A 20,121-nucleotide genomic window follows, 5' to 3' on the forward strand; every position below is an offset into this window, starting at 1 on the left:
ACCCCAGTTCTGAAATTCATTCCAGGGGAATGCCCGCTATCGGCCGCATGGCGGCGTCGTGCGTCGCTCACGTGGCGCGGCCACGCAGCGCTCCTTACTCCTTGCCCTGCGCCCCGAAGGAAGTCCCCTTGGGGGACGGCCGATAGCGGGCATTCGCACGTGCGTTCCATATGTAAACAGACCCTAGTACCAGGCGATCAGCGTGGAGGTGCGCAATGGTGTTGCGATGGGTGCGAATGGTATGTCTGGCGACGTACGTGTGTGCCAGCGCGCAAGGATGTCTGGCCGCGGATTCGTCGGCAGCGCTCGCGGCTCCTGTCGCGCCGCCGGTCGTCTATGTCTCCGATTTCGATCTCGACGCCGCGAACATCGCCCCTGACAGCGGGCCAGGCCACCGCGCGCGAGGCATCCTGGGCAATCTCGTGCCTGAGGGCCCGCTGCGTCAGCAGCAGGATCCGCAGGCGCGTGCGCGAGACATGGTTGCGCTGATGGCGCAATCTCTGACGGACGATCTGAAGAAGGCCGGAGTAGACGCGCGCCGCGTCACGCCGGGTGAACCGCTGCCCCACGACGGCTGGCAGGTGCGCGGCGTTTTTCTCAGTGTCGATGAGGGTAATCGGCTGCGTCGCGCGATGGTGGGTATGGGCGCGGGCCAAAGCCAGTTTCAGGTCGCGGTTTCCTGCGATAACCTGGCTACGCCGGAGTTACCGCCGCTCTATGAAACTGTTGAAGAGGGGGCGAGCAGGGATATGCCGGGCGCCGTGATCAAGCTCAACCCGTACGTGATCGCCGCGAAGGTCGTTCTGTCCGGCCGCGATGAAAAGACGGCGGTCAGGAAAAGCGCGGAGCAGATCGCTGACGAACTCGCGCGACGGCTTCAGACGGGTGCAAGGGAGGCCGGCAGCGCAGCCCCCGCCCGATAGGCGGCCGAAGCCGCCCGCTCAGCAGCCCGTCTGCTTGACGCGCTCGACCGCGAGGCCGAACACCGGACGCAGCTTCGTGCCGACCACGTTGCCGAAAAATGCCGAGACGAGCCACAGCCAGCCGTGCAGGCTGCCCGACACGATGCCGCTGAAGTACGCGCCGATATTGCAGCCGTACGCGAGGCGCGCGCCGTAGCCGAGAATCAGTCCGCCGATGATTGCCGCGATCAGCGAGCGCAGCGGCAGACGCCACACCGGCGCATAGCGGCCGGCCAGCGAAGCGGCAACCATCGCGCCGATCACGATGCCGATGTCCATGACCGACTTCACGTCGTGGCTGATCGGTGCGGCAAGGGCGGCCGCGTTCGGGCCGGTGCTCCACACATGCCAGCTCGCGACGTCGACGCCCATCGCGGAGAACGCCTTCGCGCCCCACAGCGCGAACGCCGACGTGACGCCCCACGGATGGCCCGACAGCGCGAGCGTCGCGAAGTTGAGGATCGCGAGCACGACGCCGCCGGTGAGGAGCGGCCACGGGCCGTGCAGCCACGGCGATGCGTTCGGGGCGCGATCCACGCCGCTGACGAGACGGCCGTGACGGCGCTTTTCGATCAGCACGCTCAGCGCGGCGATGGCCGCGAACACCACGAGGTTCAGCGCGATCGCCGGGCCGACGCCGAGCGTCTGCACGAGCGAGATCGGCGGCAGATGCGGCAGCGCGGACCAGAACGGCATGTGCGCGGTGCCGATCACCGAGCCGATGATGAACGCGATCAGCGTGACCACCATCCGTGTGCTGCCGCCGCCGACCGTATACAGCGTGCCGGAGGCGCAGCCGCCGCCGAGCTGCATGCCGATGCCGAACATGAACGCGCCGATCAGGACCGACGTGCCGACGGGCGACACTTCGCCGACGACCGGATGACCGAATAGCGTGCCGGCGGAAAGCGCCGGGAAGAACAGCAGCACGCCGATCGCGAGCATCAGCATCTGCGCGCGCAGCCCGGCGCCGCGGCCGTCGGCGATGAACACGCGCCATGCGGACGTGAAGCCGAACGCGGCGTGATAGAGCGTGACGCCGAGCAGCGCGCCGAGGACATACAGCGCGGCCTGTTTCACGCTGACGGTCTGCGCGAGATAGATCGCGCCGAGCACGACCAGCGCGAGCGCGACGGCGAGCGGCTTCGGATTGATATTGACGAGACGGCGGGGCGCGCCGAACGGCGTGGAGAGATCGGACATGGTGAGCGGGGCGGGCACGCTTGTCGCGCGAGGGCGGCACGCCTATGAAACGGCGGCCGCTGCGCGGGAGGAGGGCCGCGAATAATCGTTTTTGGGAAAGCTCGCGAGTATACCGAAATGTCGCGTTGCGGCTGTTGCCCAGCAAGGTTCGCGCTGCTCGATGGCAACTCCGGGCGCGCACGGTGCCGCCAGGCTGCAAGTCCCGCCACACGGGGGCTTGACGGTGGTCGACCGCGCTTGAAACCAGTCACTTAATAACCTCCCGTAATAACGGTATTTCAAACTTGCATTGAAATCGTTATCAAGATGGAAGGCGACGGTAATCCCGTCCCGGTTGCGCAACAACATTTCGGGCCGAAATATCGACCAAATCAGCCACGGTCGTTAAGTGGCGACGAGGCGAACTGCTAATCTTCATACGCGGCGACTCACGCGTTTCCGGTCGGCTCCACGGGTCGTTGGCAACCGTTTCGCGCGAGCGTGGAAGGGGGATGTATGAGCACTCGAAGGCCATCTCTGCTGCGGCAACGTCCATCGCAACGCCGTCGTGCAAGCGTGCGAATTTCATTTGCCATCGCCATTTCGCTGACCGGACTTTCCACGACGCACGTCGCGTACGCGGCCGGTACCCTGCCGCAAGGCGGGCATTTCGTCGCCGGCTCGGGAAGCATCACTCAGAACGATGCCGGCATGAGCATCACGCAAGCGGGCTCGCGCGGCATCATCGAATGGAACAGTTTTTCGATCGGATCGTGCCGCACGGTGTCGATCAACAACGGCACGGGCGCGACACTCAATCGCGTGACGGGTAACGATGTGTCGGCGATCTACGGCACGCTGAAGGGCACCGGCAGCATCTACCTCGTCAATCCGCATGGCGTGCTCATTGGGCCAGGCGGCGTGGTGTCGACGGGAGGGCGTTTCGTCGCGTCGACGCTCGACGTCCCCAACGATGTCTTTCTCAACCCGCCCGTGTTCGGTGGCTCGGCTTACACAGGCAGTTCCACGGCGGATGTAGTCAATCTCGGCAAGATCAGTTCGTCGGGTGGGGACGTGTTCCTGATATCGGCCAGCAAGGTCACGAACGCAGGGACGATCGATGCGCCGAACGGCAATGCCGAACTCGTCGCAGGCCGTCAGGTCCGGCTCTTCGACGGCAACTTTCAACAAGTCTTCGTGGACATGGGAAGCGGCGGCACGGTGACGAACTCAGGCACGGTACGGGCGGCGATCATCAACGTGCAGGCGGCCGACGGCAATATCTTCGCGCTCGCGGGTCATTCGGGCGCCCTGCGCGCCACCGGCACCGCGACGCGCGACGGCCACGTCTGGCTCGTCGCGAACACCACCGTCAACGGGGTCGTCGTCAACTCCGGCAACGTCGATGCGCGCGGGGCGCAAATCAGCGCGCGTAACGCGGACGGCAGCGGCGGCACGCTCGACATGTCCGGCAAGGACGTCAAGGTCGGCGGCGCGGATGTGCGGGCGAAAGCATGGAACATCACCACGGGGGACTTCACCGCGGACGTCCCCACCGCCAACACGCTCGGCGCAAGTCTGAGCAACGGCGCGTCCATCTCCGTGCTCGCGAACGGCGCGGACGGCAAGCTCGGGGCGACCGGCGAGGGAGACATCGCGATCGAAGCGAGCGTGCGCTGGCACGGAGCCTCCTCCCTGACGCTCGACGCGGCGCACTCGCTGACGATCGCACCGCAGGCGACCATCGCCAATAGGGGCACAGGCTCGCTCACGCTGTCCGCCGACACCTATGGTTTCGACAACGGCGGCAGTCTGACCAACCAGGGCACGATCGACTGGTCGCGAAGCATGGGCATCGTCAGCGGCCTGTACGACATGAACGGCAGCTACACGCCCGGCACCGTGTACACCAACGTATCGTGGCACCCCGCGCCGTTTACTGGGCTCGTCACGCAGTTCACGGCCTATCAGCTCGTCAATTCCATGACGGACCTGAGCGCGGTGAATAACAACCTCTCCGGCAACTATGCGTTGGGCAGCAGGGGGCTGGAATTCGCGGGCGCGCCGGAGTTCGGAGGCATCGGCACCGCCGCGAATCCGTTCACCGGTCAGTTCGACGGCATGGGGCATCTCCCCGCGGATCTGCGTCTCTCAAGCGCGGCCGATACCGGACTCTTCGGCGTGATCGGCAAGAGCGGCGTCGTGCGCAATTTCACGCTCGCGGACGGCACCGCGACGTCCTCGGGAGAAACGGTCGGCTTGCTGGCCGGCATCAACTACGGATACATGGTGAACGTCGGCGCAACGGGCGCCATCGGTGCCCCGGGCAACACGAACACAGTGGCCGGCGGTCTGGTCGGCGAGAACTTTGGGCGCATCGAGCGTTCGTGGGCGGGCGTGAACATCATCGGCGTGGGCCAGATCGGTGGGCTGGTCGGGCTCAACGATGGCCGCATCGATCAGTCTTTCGCGATCGCCCCCGCATCGGGCGGTGCGCAAAGCACGGTCGGCGGACTCGTCGGCACGAACCATGGCGTCATCGGCCGATCGTACGCCTACGAATTCCTGAACGGCGGCGCGACTGTCGGCGGACTTGTCGGCATCAATACGGGCTTCATCCGCGAGTCGTATGCCGCGTCCAGACTCACGGCGGGCGCGAACTCGACGGAGGGCGGTATCGCGGGCACGAACAGCGGCCGGATCGCGGCGAACGTGTTCTGGAACAGCCAATCGTCGGGGGCGGCGGCGGGTGTCGGTTCGGGCACGGCGGTGGCCAGTTCGAGCGGACTCACGGACACCCAGTTGCTCGAGCCGGCGAGCTTCGGTCCGACGTGGGATTTCAGCGCGAACGGCACGTGGGTCGCGGGTTATCCGGGGCCTCAGTTGGGCTGGCTGGCAGGGCACTGACATCGAGGGTCCGACAGAACCCGGCGCGGGCGCACTCGGCCTTCGGTGCCGCGATCACGATGCAAGCCGGATTCAGCGGTTTGACGACTGTTCGCGCAGGTAGGCCTGCGCTTCCGCCTCCGTCTCATAGACATAAGGTGACAGCCCGCGCCGCGTAAGGGCGCCACCCAGCTTGGCGCGCATGAAAGCGCTGGTAGTGAAGCGTGTTACGCCGAGATAGTAGCGCTGCACCATATCCTCGACCATTTCGACGTACGCGTCCTCCAGCGCGGGGTCCAACACGAAACCCTCGTAGTTCACCACTGCATAAACCTTGTGATCCAGTGGTTCGCAGACGCGGCATACCTGAGTCCGGATCGCCGCGATGTCGTCGGGACGCTTCACCTCGAGGCGCGCGAAATTGAGAAACATGATGTTCTTGTCGTCGTCGTAGATGAAGCGCGCTTCCAGCGGCAGTCGCAAAACATTCGAGCGCAGGCCCATCGGTTCAGGCAGGAAAATCCGCTCGTCCATCTGCGTCGGCGAACGCAGGATCGGTGCGAAGTCCATCCTGGCCAGAATATCGCGCTCCAGATCGACGCCCGGTGCAATCTCGATGAGTTCCATGCCCTCGGCGCCCAGCTCGAACACGCAACGCTCGGTGATGTAGAGGACCGGCTTGCCCATTGCCGCCGCATACGGGCCAGAGAACGTGCGATGCTCGACTTCCTCGATGAATTTCCTGGCGGTGCCGTCACGGTGGATACGCAGCTTGCCGTCGACGACTGCAATCTGGCTGTGGCCCGCCATGAAAGTGCCGACGAACACGACTTTCCTGGCATTCTGGCTGATGTTGATGAAGCCTCCGGCACCGGCCAGGCGCGGCCCGAATTTCGACACATTGAGGTTTCCCATGCGATCGGCCTGCGCGAGGCCAAGAAAGGCGACGTCGAGCCCGCCGCCGTCATAGAAATCGAACTGGGCGGGCTGATCGATGATCGCCTGCGCATTGGTCGCCGCGCCGAAGTTCAAGCCTCCCGCTGGAATGCCGCCGATGACGCCGGGCTCGGTGGTCAGCGTCATCAGGTCGAGGATCCTTTCCTCGTTGGCGACGCTGGCGATGCCTTCGGGCATGCCGATCCCGAGATTCACCACGCTGTTTGGCTGGAGTTCCATTGCCGCGCGTCGCGCGACCACCTTGCGCTCACTCATCGGCATCGGCGCCACACTGCTCGCGGGGATCCGGATTTCGCCGGCGTACGCCGGACTGTATGGTGTGGCAAAGGTCTGCTGGTGGTTCTCGGGCGGCGCCAGCACGACGCAATCGACCAGCACGCCGGGGATCTTGACCTGTCGCGGATTGAGTGAGCCGCTTTCGGCGATGCGCTCCACCTGGACGATCACGAGGCCGTGGCAGTTGTGCGCGGCCATGGCGATCGCGAGAGCCTCCAGTGTCAGGGCTTCGCGCTCCATCGTCACATTGCCTTCCGGGTCGGCAGTGGTGCCGCGCACGATCGCGACGTTGATCGGGAAGGCCTTGTAGAACAGATATTCCTCGTCGCCGATCCGCATCAACTCGACCAGATTCTCGGTGGTGCGCTCGTTCAGTTTGCCACCACCGAAGCGCGGATCGACGAAGGTGCCGAGGCCGACCCGGGAGAGATGGCCTGGCTTTCCGGCCGCAATGTCGCGAAACAGGTGGCTGATCACGCCCTGCGGCAGGTTGTACGCCTCGATCTGGTTATCCACCGCAAGCTGCTGTAGCTTCGGCACGAGGCCCCAGTGTCCGCCGATGACGCGCTTGACGAGTCCCGGCGTCGCCAGGTGGTTCAGTCCGCGTTCCTTGCCGTCTCCCTGGCCGGCCGCATAGACTAGCGTGAGGTTGGCGGGCTTTGGGAGGGTGACTAACGTATCCTCGTCACGCGCCGTACAGAGTTCCTCGATGGCAATGGCGATGTCTTCGGCGAAGCCGATGCCGACGAAGCCACCCGTCGCGACCGTATCGCCGTCGCGGATCAGGCGCACGGCATCGCGCGCCGACGCCACTTTGCCGGACGAGCGGGAAAGGATGGCCGGTGAAAGCGCCCCCGCGGTTGATTGCGTGCTCACGTTTCACCTCGCCTGATGCGAGCGCGACTGGCTAATAGGCGCCACCGGTATCAATGGTCAGATGGAGCATGTCGTCCTCGAGAATCCTGATGAAATGCTCGTCCTCCTGCAGGAGTTCCTCCAGCACGTCACTGTTGGAAAGCACGCCGATGACGCGCCCGGATTCGATCACAGGCAGGTGCCGGATCCGCCGGGTATGCATCGACGCGAGGCATTGATCGCAGGTATGCTCGGGCGTCACATAAAGCACCTGGGTGGTCATGATGTCGCCAACCCTGGTGTTCGCGGCGTTGCGGCCAAGCACCTCGACCTTGCGGGCGTAGTCGCGCTGAGACAGCACGCCAACCAGATTGCTGCCCTGCAGCACCAGCACCGTCGTCACGTCCTTGTCGGCCATCAACTGCAACGCGTTCAGCACCGTGTCGTCGGGACCCACTGAGATAACCTCCCGAGGGTTCCCGGACAGAATTTGCCGTGCTGTCTTCCTCTCCTTTTTCATGACCGCCTCCAGACAGAAAGGGGAGCATGTACGGACTACGCTTGATCAAAGCGAAATCAAAGCGAACGAAATCGGAATACGATCGTCCAGACCCAGCCAAGGCTGGCGATCTTTTCTTATTCGTTGAATTGCAGTGTAGATCGCTTGACCTGAGTCGAACGAACATTTTCCGTTCCGGCGCTACGCCACTCGGTGAGTCGAAGCGACGAGGCACCTGCCGCACGAGCGCGCCTTGCCCATTCGCAACCGTCCGGCGCTAACTGTCGCCTCACCACCGCAGTCGCACCGGCAAACCCACAATCCGTCGCCAGCGTATCGCTCGGTCGTCAGTTGGCCGAAAACCTCGCCGCTCTTCAGCGCAGGTGAGCCCGGTCGCGACCGCCACACGCGGCGCTGCTCACGGCAGCCGCAATCACGCACTGCACCGCTCTCTACCGTCTTCAGGGCGGAAGTCACATGGCCGCCGCATCGGCATCGCCAGAGCCACATGTCCGCGCCGCAATATTGAAGCGCGACGAGATCGCCAAAGGCGCGACCAGCGACATCGCGACTTGGCGGAAAGGGCCATCGAGGCTGCAAGGGGCGGCGGGTACGTTTGTTCACAGCAAGCAAAATGGGGTGCGGCGTCGTGTTCTCAAGCATACCTGCGCCTTTGGTTCGGAGCAGGTCAACACTTCGATCAGCTTATAGCCGTGGTGTGGTATTGCTCACACTTTGTTGCAATTTGCTGCAGGTGGCTAGAGTGCCCGCCCGGCAAGGCTTAGCGGCTCACGGCGAAGCGTCGACACGGTTCCGCTTCCCACGGCAGGGTGAAGATTTCAAACGCTGAACCGTTAAAGGACTCAACCAGTGGGGAACACACACCATGAAGATTGAATCCAGCGATTACCCGCTCGCGGCTTCGCAGAACGGTCCGCAACGCGCAATGATCAACAGCGATGCGAAGGATGCCGTCGAGTCCGCGCACCAAGTCAGCGCTGCCGGCGCGCAGAATTCGACGGTTAATCTCTCGTCAGTGTTCGCGATGCACACGTCCAGCGATTCGGATATCGACACGGCGAAGGTCGAGTCGATCAAGGCCGCCCTGCGTGACGGCAGCTACAAGGTCGATTCCGGAAAGATCGCCGACGGCATGCTAAGCACCGCGCGCGACCTGCTGCAAACGACTACTCGCTGACCGGCGGCTGAACGTAGCAGGGAGAATTTTCGCTGCGGGCTTGTTCGACAATTCTTCCCGAGAGCCACTACCCGACTGCGGGAACGACGCCATTGCGCCGGTCTGCGTCGTTGCAAAGCAGTTCATGAAGACTCGCACGGCGTGATTGGCCGGCCGGGGGCCGGCCCGCCATGCTTACTGGACGATCTTTTTCGCTTCGTCGCGCCAGTAGTGTTGCTGGTTCCACCCAAGAAGGCGCTTGAGCTTCTCGTTGCTGAGCAGGGTCTCGAACTCGCCGAGTTGCTTTTTGAGCGGCACGCCGGGGTAGTAGCGTCGGAGCAGTTCCGCGGTAGGTACGTCGGACGACACGTCGTCGGCCGCGACATTCATGACCTGAAAGCCGAGGCCGTCCTTTTCGATGGCAAGCCGGCACGCGCTCGCGAGATCGCGCCCGTCGATATAGCTCCACGCAATCCTCTTGCGCAGTGCTGGATCCTTGAGCCACGCCGGAAACTTCGCGTAGTCGTTGGGTTCGAGCACGTTGCCAATACGAAAGCAGTAAATGTCAGAGCCGGTGCGCGCGTGGAACGCCTTCGCCGTCACTTCGTTGATAACCTTCGACGTCGCGTAGCTGTCCATCGGGTTCACCGGGTATTCCTCGTCGAGCGGGAAGTACTCTGGACTGCGATCCCGGTGCGCGAACACCATACCGTATGTGGTTTCGCTCGATGCCACGATCACCTTGCGGATGCCAAGCTTCGACGCTGCGTCGAGGATGTTGTACGTGCCCATCACGTTGATCCGGTAGACCTCGTTGTCGGGCGTGATCATGATGCGAGGGATCGCCGCAAAATGCACAATCGCGTCGATCGGCTTTGGTTCGAGGTCGTCGGCGAATTCTCCCGGCGCGGTGCTCGATGCCAGCGCATTGAATACCTGGCCCGCATCGGTGATGTCCGTAATCAACGTGCGCGCCGTGCGCGCCGCCATCGGCACGCGATCAAGATTCATCACCTCGTAGCCGTGCTCGACCAGGTTCTGGACCACCCATTTTCCGGCCAGGCCGCTGCCGCCGGTCACGATCACTCGCTTCGTCATGTGCTCCTCTTCTCCTGTTTTCCTACATGTTTTAGCGCTTTTCCGCGCGTGTCGCGCGGCCTCATTCCATCATAGGATCGTTGCGCTCCGTGTCCTTGATTCGGCAGTAACAGTTCTGATGTTGAGTCGTGCGGCTCCAACTGGCCGGCCTCCGCCCGATGCGGCCGGCTGGAGACGACGTTCAGGCGTTGATCCAGGCTCGCGCCTGTTCCAGCTCGTTGACGTGGAACGCCTTGATTTCAGCCTTCGTGAAGAACCGGGCCAAATGCATCGAGGCGCGAATCCAGCCCGCGTCGGCCACCACGGCGGCGCGCGTGACTTTGCGGGCGACGGAAACGCCGAGCGTCAGGTCGGTCCATAGCGCCTTCGGCTCGATGCCGCTGAAATGCTCGATGCGTTCGAGCACGCGGGTCTTACCGTTCAGTTCAAGATCACCACGCATGCGCTCGATGGCTTCGCGCAGTTCGTGGTCGGTGATTTTGCCTTCGACGGATATTTCGATGACCGACGAATCGGGGACGGTGTGATACAGGATCATGGCAGGACCTCTAGCCAGAGAGACGTTACACGCTCAGGCACGGATGAGCCTGGCGTTCGACGGCGTACTCATGGTACCTCTTTCCACTCGCTCGGTTAGGTTACGAGCCGATCTTCCCCTGAGAGGCAGTCGAGGCCATCGGCGCCACCTTTGAGGCGATTGCGAGCGTATCGCAGAAGGGCAGAGGACGGCCATGAGCGCGGGCCATCCGACGCATGATCGCCCGCCATGAACACGCCGTGTCCCAGCGATGCGCCGCGGCAGGGCGCCCATCTAGATCGCCATCCAGAAACACGCCGCGCAAAGTGCGATCATGAGCCAGCTCGCGCGGTCCTTCGCGGCAAACAGCACTGGATCGTCGTGCATCTGTCCGCGATGGGCGATCAGCCAGATGCGGCTGACCCGGTACAGCAGGATCGCGCACACCGGCCGGCCGCGGTACGGCATGATGGGCGCGTGGCTCACGACTGCCGCACGATCACGAACAGTTGGTAGGGGCGCGCAGGCAACTCCCGTCCCCATGCGGTCTTGCTCACCTCGAGCGCAATCGGCGCTGCATGGCTTAGCGACGATGCCGTCGCGATGCAGCCCGAGTCGTCGCCACGGCACACAATCAGCGAGCCCTGGCGCGCGAAATCGGCGGATGTGAGCCAGGGCGTTGCCGCCGGCCAGTCGAGATCCCAGAAGCGGGCGCGGCCGCCGTCATAGAACACCATCGAAGCGGCCTCGTGCGTCGAGCCCGCCACGATCGACAGCGGCTGGCTGGTGCGTTCGTGCCACACCGCCTGCGCGGCTGCCGCGAGTTCCGCGCGCGGCTCGGCCGCGTCGTCGGAATTGCGCCGCGCCCCTGTGTAGCCGACCACTGCCGATACCGCGAGCACCAGCGCCCAGTACACCGCCATGACGCGTATGGCACGCTGCGGCGCGAACTCGAAGCGGGCTTGCACGAGCACTGCAAGCCAGAGCGGCACCATTGCGAACCACTGCGCCATGCCCCAGACCGAGGCCATCTGCGTCTTGCCGATCACGGACAGCAGGCCCACCGCGAACAGTGGCCCCAGCGCGAGCCACCAGAGATCCGGGTACGACGCGCTCCGAACTACACTCAGCGCCATGAGCCGCGCAGCCCCGCGCGTGCGCACCATCAACAGCACGAAAACGAAACTGAGCGCGAGATAGCCGATCTGCGCGAGCGTGTAGATGCCAAAGCGCCCGACCGCGGCGAGAAGCGTGCCGCCGGTGCGTTGCGCGGCATACTCGAGCGTCGGGAAATGATTAACCATCATCCAGTGTACGTGCGGGGCCAGCACGGCGACTCCCGCCGCCACCGCGAGCAGCGAATCGACGCTGACGAGGCGCGCACGCCATGCGGGACGCGCGAGCAATGCCAGCAACAGCCCGAGCAGCAGCACGATCGTGAAGTACTTGCCAGCACGGCAAGCGCCGCGCACGCCCCGAGACCGAGCGCCGCGCCGCTGCGCGCGAGGCGGCTGCCCGGCTGCACGTAGCGGACGAAAAAGTAGGCGGTCCACGGCCAGACCGACAGCAGGATCGAGTTCGGATTGAATTTGATGGCGAGATTCGAGTAAAGCGGCGAGACCGCCATCGCAAGCCCGGCGATGATCGCGATCGGGCGCGGCACGAAGCGTCCGGCGAGCGCGACGATCCCGGCCAGGCCGACCAGCACGTTCACCGCCGACAGCGCGAAATACGCGAGATCGGTGTGCGGGAACACGCTGAACCAGGCCGCTGCGACCCACGACGAAAGCGGCGGGTGCTTCGCGTAACCGGCCTGCCACTCGATGCCCCAGACATAGGTCTCGACCATGTCGCCCTGGATGTCGAGATTGCCGCGCGCGAGCCAGGCGGCCAGCGTCCAGACCAGCGCGTGGAAGGGGAGCAGCCAGCCGAGTGATGCGATGCGCGCGGCGGCAGGTTTGACGGAGGCTGAGGCGAGCGACGTGGGATTCGAAAGCTGGGTCGACATTGAACCTTTTGGTCTGTGTGCCGCCGTACCGGGCAGCGTTTTTGGCCCGGCATCGTAATATGAGCTTACGTAGGGAGAGTGCGATCCTGACAGACTGCCCGGCAACCCATGGCGCCCGATCAAATTAAGAAGGCTTTGATGAAGGACGTTCGCGGCGACAATTGACCCGTGTGGTCGAGCCGAAGATTCGATTCTCTTGACGCGGCGCTCAACTCGGCCGCAATTGCAGATGCGCTTGAGGAAGCTCTGAGCTGGGCGTGGATCGTAGCAACCCCGACACGAGCCGCACAACCGTCGCCAGCGTTCCAGTGGATCTGATGGCGAAAAACTGCGCGTGACAGGCCGCTATCGCGCTCGGCCAAGATGCAAAAGTCGAGAATGTCTCCCGATACTTCAATGCCGTCACACACCGCGACCGACGCGCGATAACGCGTCCCGAAGTCGCAATTCCTTGAGCGCGACGTGTACCGACGGGGCATGTGCGGCGGATTCGACCGGTCGATGCAATAGTTTGCTGGCATCGTTCGGCTGGGGCCCCCTGTTTTGGCTGCAAAACGCGTCGCCATCAGTCGCAAAGCAGCCCCACCATCGGAATCGCCGGGGTTCGTCCCGCGATCAGGTCGGCCGTGATTCGAGCCGATCCGTGTGACATGGTCCAGCCGATATGACCGTGACCGGTATTCAGATAAAGATTGCGATACTTCCTGCGCCCAAGAAACGGCAGGTTCGTCGGCGTCATCGGCCTGAGACCGGCCCACATTTCGGCGCGATCGTAGTTGGCGCCGGCCGGGTAGAGTTCTTGTGTCACGCTTTTCATAAACGCAAAATCAGAAGGCTTATGGCTCGTGTCGTAGCCGGCAAACTCCGCCGTTGCGGTGACCCGGATCCGGTCGCCGAAGCGCGAGACTGCGACCAGGTTGTGCTCGTCGACCACTGCAACGGAGGGTGGCATGGGCCGGCCATCGATCGGAATCGTGAGGGAGTATCCCTTGATCGGATAGATCGGAAGATCGATGCCGATCTGTCGGCCAAGAACCGGACTATAGGGGCCAAGGGCGAGCACATACGCGTCGGCTTTTACAAGGCCTCGACTCGTTCTTATGCCCACCACGTCCTGCCCAGCGGTTTCGAAGCCGTCGATGGTGGTGTGCGTCAGAAGCGTACCGCCACGCGCGACAATCTTTTCCGCAAGGGCGCGGGTGAACTTCGCAGGGTCTCCGGTCTCATCGGTCGGGCAGTAAATGGCACCCGCTATCCTGTCTTTTGCCGAAGCCAGCGACGGGTCGAGTGCGACGACCTGATCGCGGCTGAGAACCCTGATGACTTGCCCATCGGATTCCAGCAGCTTCATGTGTTCGACTCCGCGATCCTGCGCTTCCTGAGTCCGATGAAAATACAGAATTCCGCGGTCATTTCGATCGTACTCAATGGCGTCCTCGGCGATCACATTCTGTAGCACGCGTTGCGAGTACGCGGCAAGCCGATGCTTGAGCAGGGTATTGCGGCGTGCCTTCTCTGAGGTGCATTCCATCAGGAAACGCCACGACCAGCTGTAAAGCCTGGGATCCGCCGAGAACTTGAAGCGCAACGCCTGATCTTTCAGCACCAGCGATTTGAGCAGAATCATCGGCGCTTTGGGCGAGGACCAGACAAAGGAATGCCCGGGCGCGATCATGCCCGCGTTACCCCAACTGGTTTCCGATGCGACTAAAGGCTGCCGCTCGACGATCACGACCTCATGGCCATCCTTCTGCAACTGGTACGCGGTTGTCACACCGACTACCCCGCCACCGAGCACGACAACTTTCATGATGTCCTCAGATACAAGGGGGCCGGCGGGCATTCAAGGCAGCGCGGTCTCGCTCCGGCTTTTGTGCTGCGCCACCCTCGATTCCTGCTGGACAGGAGGCAGCAGTCTCACTTCCATTGCGGCTGATTCAGCACCATTCCGTGCTGCCCTTTGTAGGCAGCCACGGCCGGCGGCGTCCACCCATCCAGCATCCGTGGCGCGAGTTGCCAGACCTCGACGCCAAGCGGCCGGCACACTTCCAGCGGATCGCGCGCGTCGGGTCCCCACATCGGCACTGACAGATCGCCGCCCGGACAGGTCGACAGCGCGCACAGCAAGTCGATCTCCGCGAAGAATTCGAGGTAATCGCCTTTCTTTGCCGGACACGCCTTCATGAAGTATTTGTCTTCGAGATTGAGGCCGGTGCACTGGAACACGTTGAGCACGTCGTGGACGTCGTACTCAGTCAATCCATACGGGGCGATGGCGCGCGTCAGGTTGGAGTGGCAGTGAAAATGAAAATCCTCGCCGGTCAGCATGCGGTTCACGTAGGGGTCGCAGCGCGTGCCGAGCAGATCGTGGACACGGCCGCCGTGCTCGTCGACGCCGTAGCCTGCGAGACTGTCGTCCGTGATGGTCACCATCGGACGCAGGAATGGCAGCGTCGACCACAGACGGTCGAACGTGCTCACGTGCGCCTGCTGCAACTGGCGCGTGCGCGCCGCCCACATGCGCTCGCGCGGGTTGTGCCGGTTCCACATGTTCAGGTCGGCAACCTGCGGGCCTTCGATCGTGACAATGCGAAACACGTGGCCGGCCGGCACGGTCCACGCTTGCCCCGAGCGGATCGGCACGACGATCGATTCGACCAGCGTGCGGGTGTCGCGCTGTGAGGCGATGCGCTGATAGAACGTCTTGTCGACGTCGAGCGCTGAGCCTTTGGTGGACTGATAGGCAGCAGGATAATTCAGCATGATGCATGCTCCGTCGAACTCAGGCCGGCGCCGTGCCGCGACGAGGCGGCGTCGTCATCGCTCGGGCGACGCAGCACTGCAACGACCTTTTCCTTATCGATCTCCGACATGTTTTGCCTCCATTACGTCTGACCCGTTTCAGCCAAGGTCGATTGCCCAGTTGGCGGGTTACTCTGCCGAGATGGCACTGCCGCCCAGATAGGCAGAGCGGACCCGGCTATCCTGAGCCAGCTCGCGGGCGGACCCCGCAAGCGCAATGTGCCCGCTTTCCAGCACGTAAGCCCGATGAGCGATCCGCAGCGCCTGGCGGGCGTTCTGCTCGACGAGGAGAATCGAGGTGCCTTCGCGGCAGATGTCGGCGATCATGCCGAAGATCGCGCGGACCAGCTTCGGCGCGAGTCCCATCGACGGTTCGTCCAGCACCACGATACGCGGGCGCAGCATCAAGGCTCGGGCAATCGCCAGCATCTGCTGTTCGCCGCCGCTGAGCGTGCCAGCCAGCTGGCTGCGTCGCTCGCCGAGCCGGGGGAAAGCCGCATAGAGCTGATCCCTTCGCTGTTGCAATGCCGCACTGTCGCGCCGGATCAGATAGCCGCCGAGATGCAGATTTTCCTCCACCGTCAGCGCGCCGAAAATGCGCCGCCCCTCGGGCACATGACCCAGACCCAGCGCCACGATCTGGTGTGCGCGCAAGCCCGTCAGGCGCTGGCCAGCCATCGCAATGTCGCCCGCGCGCGGCCGGATCAATCCGGAAATCGCCCGCAGCGTGGTCGTTTTTCCCGCGCCGTTGCTGCCGAGCAACGCGACGATCTCGCCCTCCGCGACGTCCAGCGAGATGCCGTGCAGCACTTCGACAGTCCCATAGCTCACACGCAGATCGCGGATTTCTAGGAGTCCCACAGCGATTTCTCCCCGGCAGTATCGTCGCTCGCCTCGTCCTTTCCGGCTGTGCCGAGATAGGCATCGATCACCCGCGGGTCCGCCTGGATCGCGGCGGGCTGGCCCTCGGCGATGATGACGCCGTGGTCCATCACGATGATCCGGTCCGACACGCCCATCACCAGCATCATGTCGTGCTCGATCAGCAGCACCGTCACGCCATGATCCCGGATGCGCCGGATCAGTTCCATCAGCGCGCGTTTCTCGGTCGGGTTCATGCCTGCAGCCGGCTCGTCGAGCAGCAGCAGGCGAGGGCTGCTGGCGAGCGCACGGGCGATCTCCAGCCTGCGTTGGTCGCCGTAGGGCAGATCGGCGGCGCGCTCGCCCGCCCTGCCGGCAAGACCGACGAAGGCGAGCCAGCGCAGGCCCTCGGTGGAATGGTCCGCCGCCTCGGCGCGCGCGGACGGCAACGCCAGAAGCTCGGCTGCGAGCGGTGTCCGAAGCCGATGGTCCATGCCGGTCAGGACGTTTTCGAAGGCCGTCATGTGGCCGAACAGGCGGATGCCCTGGAAGGTGCGCGCCATGCCTTGATGGACGATGCGATGAGGCGCGCCGCCGGCAAGCCGTTCCCCGCACCAGACGATCTGGCCGCCAGTCGGGCGGATGACGCCGGTCAGGCAGTTGAACACGGTGGTCTTGCCGGCGCCGTTCGGACCGATCAGGCTCACGATTTCGCCGCTTCGCACCATGAAGCTGACACCGCCGACCGCCAGCACGCCACCGAAGCGCCGCTGCATGTCGCGCACCTCCAGCAGGATCTCATAGGTGACGGCGTGATCGGGCACAGCCACGCGATCGGCGTCAGCGCCCTTGCGCGCCGGCGCGACGCGGCGCAACGGCGCTGGCCACAACCCCTGTGGCCTTAACAGCATCAGGATCACGAGCCCGATCGCGAAAGCGAAGATGCGCCAGAGGTTGAGAAAACGCAGAATCTCCGGCAGGCCGGCGACGATGATGGCGCCGAGGAGCACACCGGGAATGCTGCCCCGGCCGCCGAGCACGACGACAATCAGGATCGTGACGGACTGCAGATAGGTGAAGCCGGTCGGATCGATGGTGCCGAAGCGGGCGGCGAACAGGCTGCCGCCGAGCCCGCCGATCAGCGCGCCCATCACATAGGCGAGCAGCTTGACGCGCAGCGTCGGCACGCCGACGGCCTCGGCAGCTGCCTCGTCCTCGCGGATGCTGGTCCAGGCGCGGCCCAGCCGCGACTGGCCGAGCCGGATGGCGAACCCGAGCACCAGCACGAGGAACGCCATGCCCAGTTCGTAGAGCGCTAGCGGCGAACTGATCTCGAAACCGAACAGGCTCGGGCTCGCGATGCCGAAGATGCCGTTCGGGCCGCCCGTGATGTCGAGGTTGGTGGCGACGATACGCGTGATTTCGCCGAACCCCAGCGTGACGATCGCCAGATAGTCGCTGCGCAGGCGCAGGGTGGGATAGCCGATGACGATGCCCGATACCCCGGCGAACGCCAGACTGAACGGCAGCGTCTCCCAGAACGAGAAGTGCAGCAGGGTTTCCAGCAATGCCGTCGTGTATGCGCCGATCGCGAAGAAGGCCGCGTAGCCCAGATCGAGCAATCCGGCGTAACCGACTACGATGTTCAGCCCAAGACCCAGGATCGAATAGGTGACGATGGTCAGGCCGACATCGACGACATAGTTGCTGACGACAGCGGGCAGCGCCACGGCGGCGGCCAGCAGCGCACCGCCGACAGGCCTGGCCCAACGCGCGGAAGCCTGACTGGCGCTCATGGACTACATTCTCTCGACAACGCGTTCGCCGAACAGCCCGGTCGGCTTGATCACGAGCACGGCGATCAGCACGCCGAAGACGAACACGTCGGTCCACTGCGAAGAGACATAGCCCGCGCCGAAGGCTTCGAGCAGGCCAATCAGGATGCCGCCCGCCATCGCGCCCGGGATGTTGCCGATGCCGCCGAGCACGGCGGCGGTGAACGCGCGCAGGCCTAGCACGAAGCCCATGAAGAAATTGATCTGCGTGTAGTAAAGACCTTCCATGACGCCCGCCACGGCGGCCAGCACCGACCCGAGCAGAAAGGTGAGCTGGATCAGGCGTTCGACGTCGATGCCCATCAGACGCGCGGCGTCCTGATCGATTGCCAGCGCGCGCATCGCGGTGCCGAGGAAAGTGTGGTGAACGAAGAAATACAGTGCCAGCATCAGGGCCAGGCTCGTCACGATGATGCCGATCTGCGCGAAGGTGATCTGCACGCCGTGGAGTTCGAAGCCGGCCTGGCTCAGCACGTGCGGATAGGTGCGAAAGCCCGCTCCGTAGATCAGCAGCACCCCATTTTGCAGCGCCAGCGAGACGCCCAGCGCCGTAATCAGAATCGACAGCCGCGGCGCGCGCAGCAACGGCTGATACGCGAGCCGCTCGATCAGCAGGCCGAGCGCGCCTGTGACCGTCATGGCGGCCACAAGGGCGATCAGCAGCGCCAGGGCGAGCGGCAGATGCGCGGATGCAAGCACCATCAGACCAGTCCAGCCGATGAACGCGCCGACCATGAACAGGTCGCCATGAGCGAAGTTGATCAGCCGGATGATTCCGTAGACCATCGTGTAGCCGAGGGCGACGAGCGCGTAGAACGAGCCGGTCGTCAGCCCTTCGATGACGAACTGGAAGAAGTCGCTCATGACGGGGGCGCGCGCGTAATGACGCCTACTTCATCGCCACCCAATGTCCGCTCGCATCCTGCCTCTGGTAGGGCTCGAAGTTGTCGTTGTGCACGATGATGGTGATGTACACAGCTTTACTGCGGTCCCCCTTCGAATTGAAGGCAATCGTTCCGGTCGCGCCCGGGTAGTTCGAGATCTTGTGCAGAGCAGCCGTGATCGCGGCAGGCTGTGCCGATTTCGCGTCCGCGATGGCTTTCGCCGTGACCCCGACAGCATCGTATTCATAGACCGAGTACGGTCCCGGCGCTTGCCCGTAAGCCTTCGTATAGTCATCGACGTAGGCGTGCGCGCCGCTCAGGAACTGCGCAAGCGGTGCTGTCGTGATGATCATGCCGTCGGCGGCGGGACCGGCTGTCTTCATCAGGGTGGGGTCATTGGTGGCGTCGCCGCCCATGAAGGTCATTTTCAGACCCAGTTGCCGCGCCTCCTTGACCAGCAGGCCGGCTTCGGAGAAATAGCCTGTGTAGTAGATCACGTCAGGCTTCAGTGAGGAGACCCGCGTGAGCGTCGGTGAATAGTCCATCTGTCCGGGGGTGATCGAATTGGCGTACACGACATCGACACCGTCCTTCTTCAGGGCTTGCACGGTGTTCTGGGCGAGGCCTTTGGAATAGGTCGTGTTGTCGTCGATCACCGCCACGCGCTTCGCGTGCAGAACGTCTTTCATGAAGCTTGCCGCGAATGGGCCCTGCTGGTCGTCACGGCCGATCGTGCGGAACACGTTGTCGTACCCCATCTCGGTCAGTTGCGGATTCGTCGACGCATCCAGCACGTAGGGAATCCCGGCGCGATGAAAAGTTGTCGATTCCGGCAGCGCCGCGCTTGAGCAATATCCGCCCGCTACCGCGACAACGCCCGCATCGACGAGTTTCTGTGCCGCCTGCACCGCGGTCTGCGCATCACAGGCGTCGTCCTCGGGCACCAGCTCGATCTGCTTGCCGAGCACGCCACCGGCCGCGTTGATTCTGGCGGCGGCGAGCTTCGCGCCATTGACAATATCCGTGCCGGCATTGGCACTGCTGCCCGACAGCGGGACGGGCACGCCGATCTTGATGGTGGCGCCCTGGCTTAGCGCCGAACCGGGAGCCATGCCGACAAGCAGGGCCACGGCGGCCGCCATGCCCGCAAAGGCCGTTTGCCGCGAGCCCCGCCTTGCACCGGACCAGCCAATCGTCAGAGCAAACATGTTAGAGACTCCTTATTGTGAGAGGGATCGGACGATCCGCCGCACGGGTATACCGGTGACATCGGAAAGCGGACGGAAATGGGGCGATTGCGTGTGATTCATACCCACCAGGTC

18 protein-coding genes are annotated in these 20,121 nt (G+C 63.9%); 4 read left to right on the forward strand and 14 right to left on the reverse strand.

Annotated features, from left to right (window positions below; translation table 11 throughout):
- Positions 1–215 precede the first annotated feature (215 nt).
- Positions 216–923 carry a DUF4410 domain-containing protein gene (locus tag F6X40_RS31915; RefSeq protein WP_187613407.1) on the forward strand — a complete coding sequence of 236 codons (708 nt, stop codon included), beginning with the start codon at positions 216–218 and terminating at the stop codon, positions 921–923.
- A gap of 18 nt (positions 924–941) precedes the next feature.
- On the opposite strand, the gene F6X40_RS31920 is transcribed toward F6X40_RS31915, so the two are convergent.
- Entirely contained in the window at positions 942–2,165 is a 1,224-nt protein-coding gene (locus tag F6X40_RS31920; protein WP_187630561.1) for a YeeE/YedE family protein, read from the reverse strand.
- A gap of 555 nt (positions 2,166–2,720) precedes the next feature.
- Here F6X40_RS31920 and F6X40_RS31925 point away from each other — a divergent pair.
- Positions 2,721–5,051, forward strand: a complete 2,331-nt coding sequence (locus F6X40_RS31925) for a filamentous hemagglutinin N-terminal domain-containing protein (RefSeq protein WP_187630562.1) — start codon at positions 2,721–2,723, stop codon at positions 5,049–5,051.
- Positions 5,052–5,123: 72 nt separating this feature from the next.
- Here the strand turns inward: F6X40_RS31925 and F6X40_RS31930 are convergent, their stop codons facing one another.
- Positions 5,124–7,139, reverse strand: coding sequence for an acyl CoA:acetate/3-ketoacid CoA transferase (locus tag F6X40_RS31930; protein ID WP_187630563.1), 2,016 nt, complete (start codon positions 7,137–7,139; stop codon positions 5,124–5,126).
- A gap of 31 nt (positions 7,140–7,170) precedes the next feature.
- On the reverse strand, positions 7,171–7,638 hold the full coding sequence (locus tag F6X40_RS31935; protein WP_184069633.1) for a CBS domain-containing protein: 468 nt from the start codon (positions 7,636–7,638) through the stop codon (positions 7,171–7,173).
- 456 nt (positions 7,639–8,094) lie between these two features.
- Between F6X40_RS31935 and F6X40_RS31940 the strand changes: the two genes are divergently transcribed.
- Both F6X40_RS31940 and flgM read left to right on the forward strand, forming a co-directional pair.
- Positions 8,095–8,328: a hypothetical protein gene (locus F6X40_RS31940; protein WP_187630564.1), complete on the forward strand. Its 234-nt coding sequence runs from the start codon at positions 8,095–8,097 to the stop codon at positions 8,326–8,328.
- 175 nt (positions 8,329–8,503) lie between these two features.
- Entirely contained in the window at positions 8,504–8,815 is a 312-nt protein-coding gene (gene flgM / locus F6X40_RS31945; RefSeq protein ID WP_187630565.1) for a flagellar biosynthesis anti-sigma factor FlgM, read from the forward strand.
- A 174-nt stretch (positions 8,816–8,989) separates the two neighbouring features.
- Here flgM and F6X40_RS31950 read toward each other — a convergent pair whose 3' ends face one another.
- From F6X40_RS31950 to F6X40_RS31995, 11 genes are all read right to left on the reverse strand, one after another.
- Complete coding sequence (locus F6X40_RS31950; RefSeq protein WP_187615598.1) at positions 8,990–9,892, reverse strand: NAD-dependent epimerase/dehydratase family protein; 903 nt, start codon at positions 9,890–9,892, stop codon at positions 8,990–8,992.
- 181 nt (positions 9,893–10,073) lie between these two features.
- On the reverse strand, positions 10,074–10,430 hold the full coding sequence (locus F6X40_RS31955; RefSeq protein ID WP_184024102.1) for an STAS/SEC14 domain-containing protein: 357 nt from the start codon (positions 10,428–10,430) through the stop codon (positions 10,074–10,076).
- Positions 10,431–10,703: 273 nt separating this feature from the next.
- Positions 10,704–10,895 carry a hypothetical protein gene (locus F6X40_RS31960; protein WP_187630597.1) on the reverse strand — a complete coding sequence of 64 codons (192 nt, stop codon included), beginning with the start codon at positions 10,893–10,895 and terminating at the stop codon, positions 10,704–10,706.
- On the reverse strand, positions 10,892–11,716 hold the full coding sequence (locus F6X40_RS42780) for a hypothetical protein (protein ID WP_262421614.1): 825 nt from the start codon (positions 11,714–11,716) through the stop codon (positions 10,892–10,894). Before F6X40_RS42780 ends, F6X40_RS31960 begins: the two co-directional genes overlap by 4 nt.
- The gene (locus tag F6X40_RS42785; protein ID WP_262421615.1) at positions 11,713–12,417 is read right to left on the reverse strand and encodes a glycosyltransferase family 39 protein; all 705 of its coding nucleotides are present in this window, start codon (positions 12,415–12,417) and stop codon (positions 11,713–11,715) included. Before F6X40_RS42785 ends, F6X40_RS42780 begins: the two co-directional genes overlap by 4 nt.
- Before the next feature lie 565 nt (positions 12,418–12,982).
- Positions 12,983–14,227, reverse strand: a complete 1,245-nt coding sequence (locus F6X40_RS31970; protein WP_184069639.1) for a D-amino acid dehydrogenase — start codon at positions 14,225–14,227, stop codon at positions 12,983–12,985.
- A gap of 107 nt (positions 14,228–14,334) precedes the next feature.
- Positions 14,335–15,180: a DUF1989 domain-containing protein gene (locus F6X40_RS31975; protein WP_187630566.1), complete on the reverse strand. Its 846-nt coding sequence runs from the start codon at positions 15,178–15,180 to the stop codon at positions 14,335–14,337.
- Positions 15,181–15,348: 168 nt separating this feature from the next.
- Positions 15,349–16,080 (reverse strand): ABC transporter ATP-binding protein, encoded by a 732-nt coding sequence (locus tag F6X40_RS31980; RefSeq protein ID WP_187630567.1) that lies wholly within the window; start codon positions 16,078–16,080, stop codon positions 15,349–15,351.
- Entirely contained in the window at positions 16,068–17,876 is a 1,809-nt protein-coding gene (locus tag F6X40_RS31985) for an ABC transporter permease subunit (protein ID WP_187630568.1), read from the reverse strand. Before F6X40_RS31985 ends, F6X40_RS31980 begins: the two co-directional genes overlap by 13 nt.
- A 3-nt stretch (positions 17,877–17,879) precedes the next feature.
- Positions 17,880–18,779 (reverse strand): branched-chain amino acid ABC transporter permease, encoded by a 900-nt coding sequence (locus F6X40_RS31990; protein WP_018422469.1) that lies wholly within the window; start codon positions 18,777–18,779, stop codon positions 17,880–17,882.
- 25 nt (positions 18,780–18,804) lie between these two features.
- Positions 18,805–19,941 (reverse strand): branched-chain amino acid ABC transporter substrate-binding protein, encoded by a 1,137-nt coding sequence (locus F6X40_RS31995; RefSeq protein WP_262421616.1) that lies wholly within the window; start codon positions 19,939–19,941, stop codon positions 18,805–18,807.
- Positions 19,942–20,121: the final 180 nt, after the last annotated feature.

The sequence above is a fragment of the Paraburkholderia sp. UCT31 genome, from assembly GCF_014397655.1.
Classification (GTDB): domain Bacteria; phylum Pseudomonadota; class Gammaproteobacteria; order Burkholderiales; family Burkholderiaceae; genus Paraburkholderia; species Paraburkholderia tuberum.

What these genes read in the sequence shown, in the direction of transcription:
- F6X40_RS31990 (WP_018422469.1), bottom strand. Translation starts at nt 18,779, where the DNA reads ATGAGCGACTTCTTCCAGTTCGTCATCGAAGGGCTGACGACCGGCTCG.
- F6X40_RS31985 (WP_187630568.1), bottom strand. Translation starts at nt 17,876, where the DNA reads ATGAGCGCCAGTCAGGCTTCCGCGCGTTGGGCCAGGCCTGTCGGCGGT.
- F6X40_RS31935 (WP_184069633.1), bottom strand. Translation starts at nt 7,638, where the DNA reads ATGAAAAAGGAGAGGAAGACAGCACGGCAAATTCTGTCCGGGAACCCT.
- F6X40_RS31915 (WP_187613407.1), top strand. Translation starts at nt 216, where the DNA reads ATGGTGTTGCGATGGGTGCGAATGGTATGTCTGGCGACGTACGTGTGT.
- F6X40_RS31950 (WP_187615598.1), bottom strand. Translation starts at nt 9,892, where the DNA reads ATGACGAAGCGAGTGATCGTGACCGGCGGCAGCGGCCTGGCCGGAAAA.
- F6X40_RS31995 (WP_262421616.1), bottom strand. Translation starts at nt 19,941, where the DNA reads ATGGCGGCCGCCGTGGCCCTGCTTGTCGGCATGGCTCCCGGTTCGGCG.
- flgM (WP_187630565.1), top strand. Translation starts at nt 8,504, where the DNA reads ATGAAGATTGAATCCAGCGATTACCCGCTCGCGGCTTCGCAGAACGGT.
- F6X40_RS31940 (WP_187630564.1), top strand. Translation starts at nt 8,095, where the DNA reads ATGGCCGCCGCATCGGCATCGCCAGAGCCACATGTCCGCGCCGCAATA.
- F6X40_RS42785 (WP_262421615.1), bottom strand. Translation starts at nt 12,417, where the DNA reads ATGTCGACCCAGCTTTCGAATCCCACGTCGCTCGCCTCAGCCTCCGTC.
- F6X40_RS31970 (WP_184069639.1), bottom strand. Translation starts at nt 14,227, where the DNA reads ATGAAAGTTGTCGTGCTCGGTGGCGGGGTAGTCGGTGTGACAACCGCG.
- F6X40_RS31975 (WP_187630566.1), bottom strand. Translation starts at nt 15,180, where the DNA reads ATGCTGAATTATCCTGCTGCCTATCAGTCCACCAAAGGCTCAGCGCTC.
- F6X40_RS31920 (WP_187630561.1), bottom strand. Translation starts at nt 2,165, where the DNA reads ATGTCCGATCTCTCCACGCCGTTCGGCGCGCCCCGCCGTCTCGTCAAT.
- F6X40_RS31955 (WP_184024102.1), bottom strand. Translation starts at nt 10,430, where the DNA reads ATGATCCTGTATCACACCGTCCCCGATTCGTCGGTCATCGAAATATCC.
- F6X40_RS42780 (WP_262421614.1), bottom strand. Translation starts at nt 11,716, where the DNA reads ATGATGGTTAATCATTTCCCGACGCTCGAGTATGCCGCGCAACGCACC.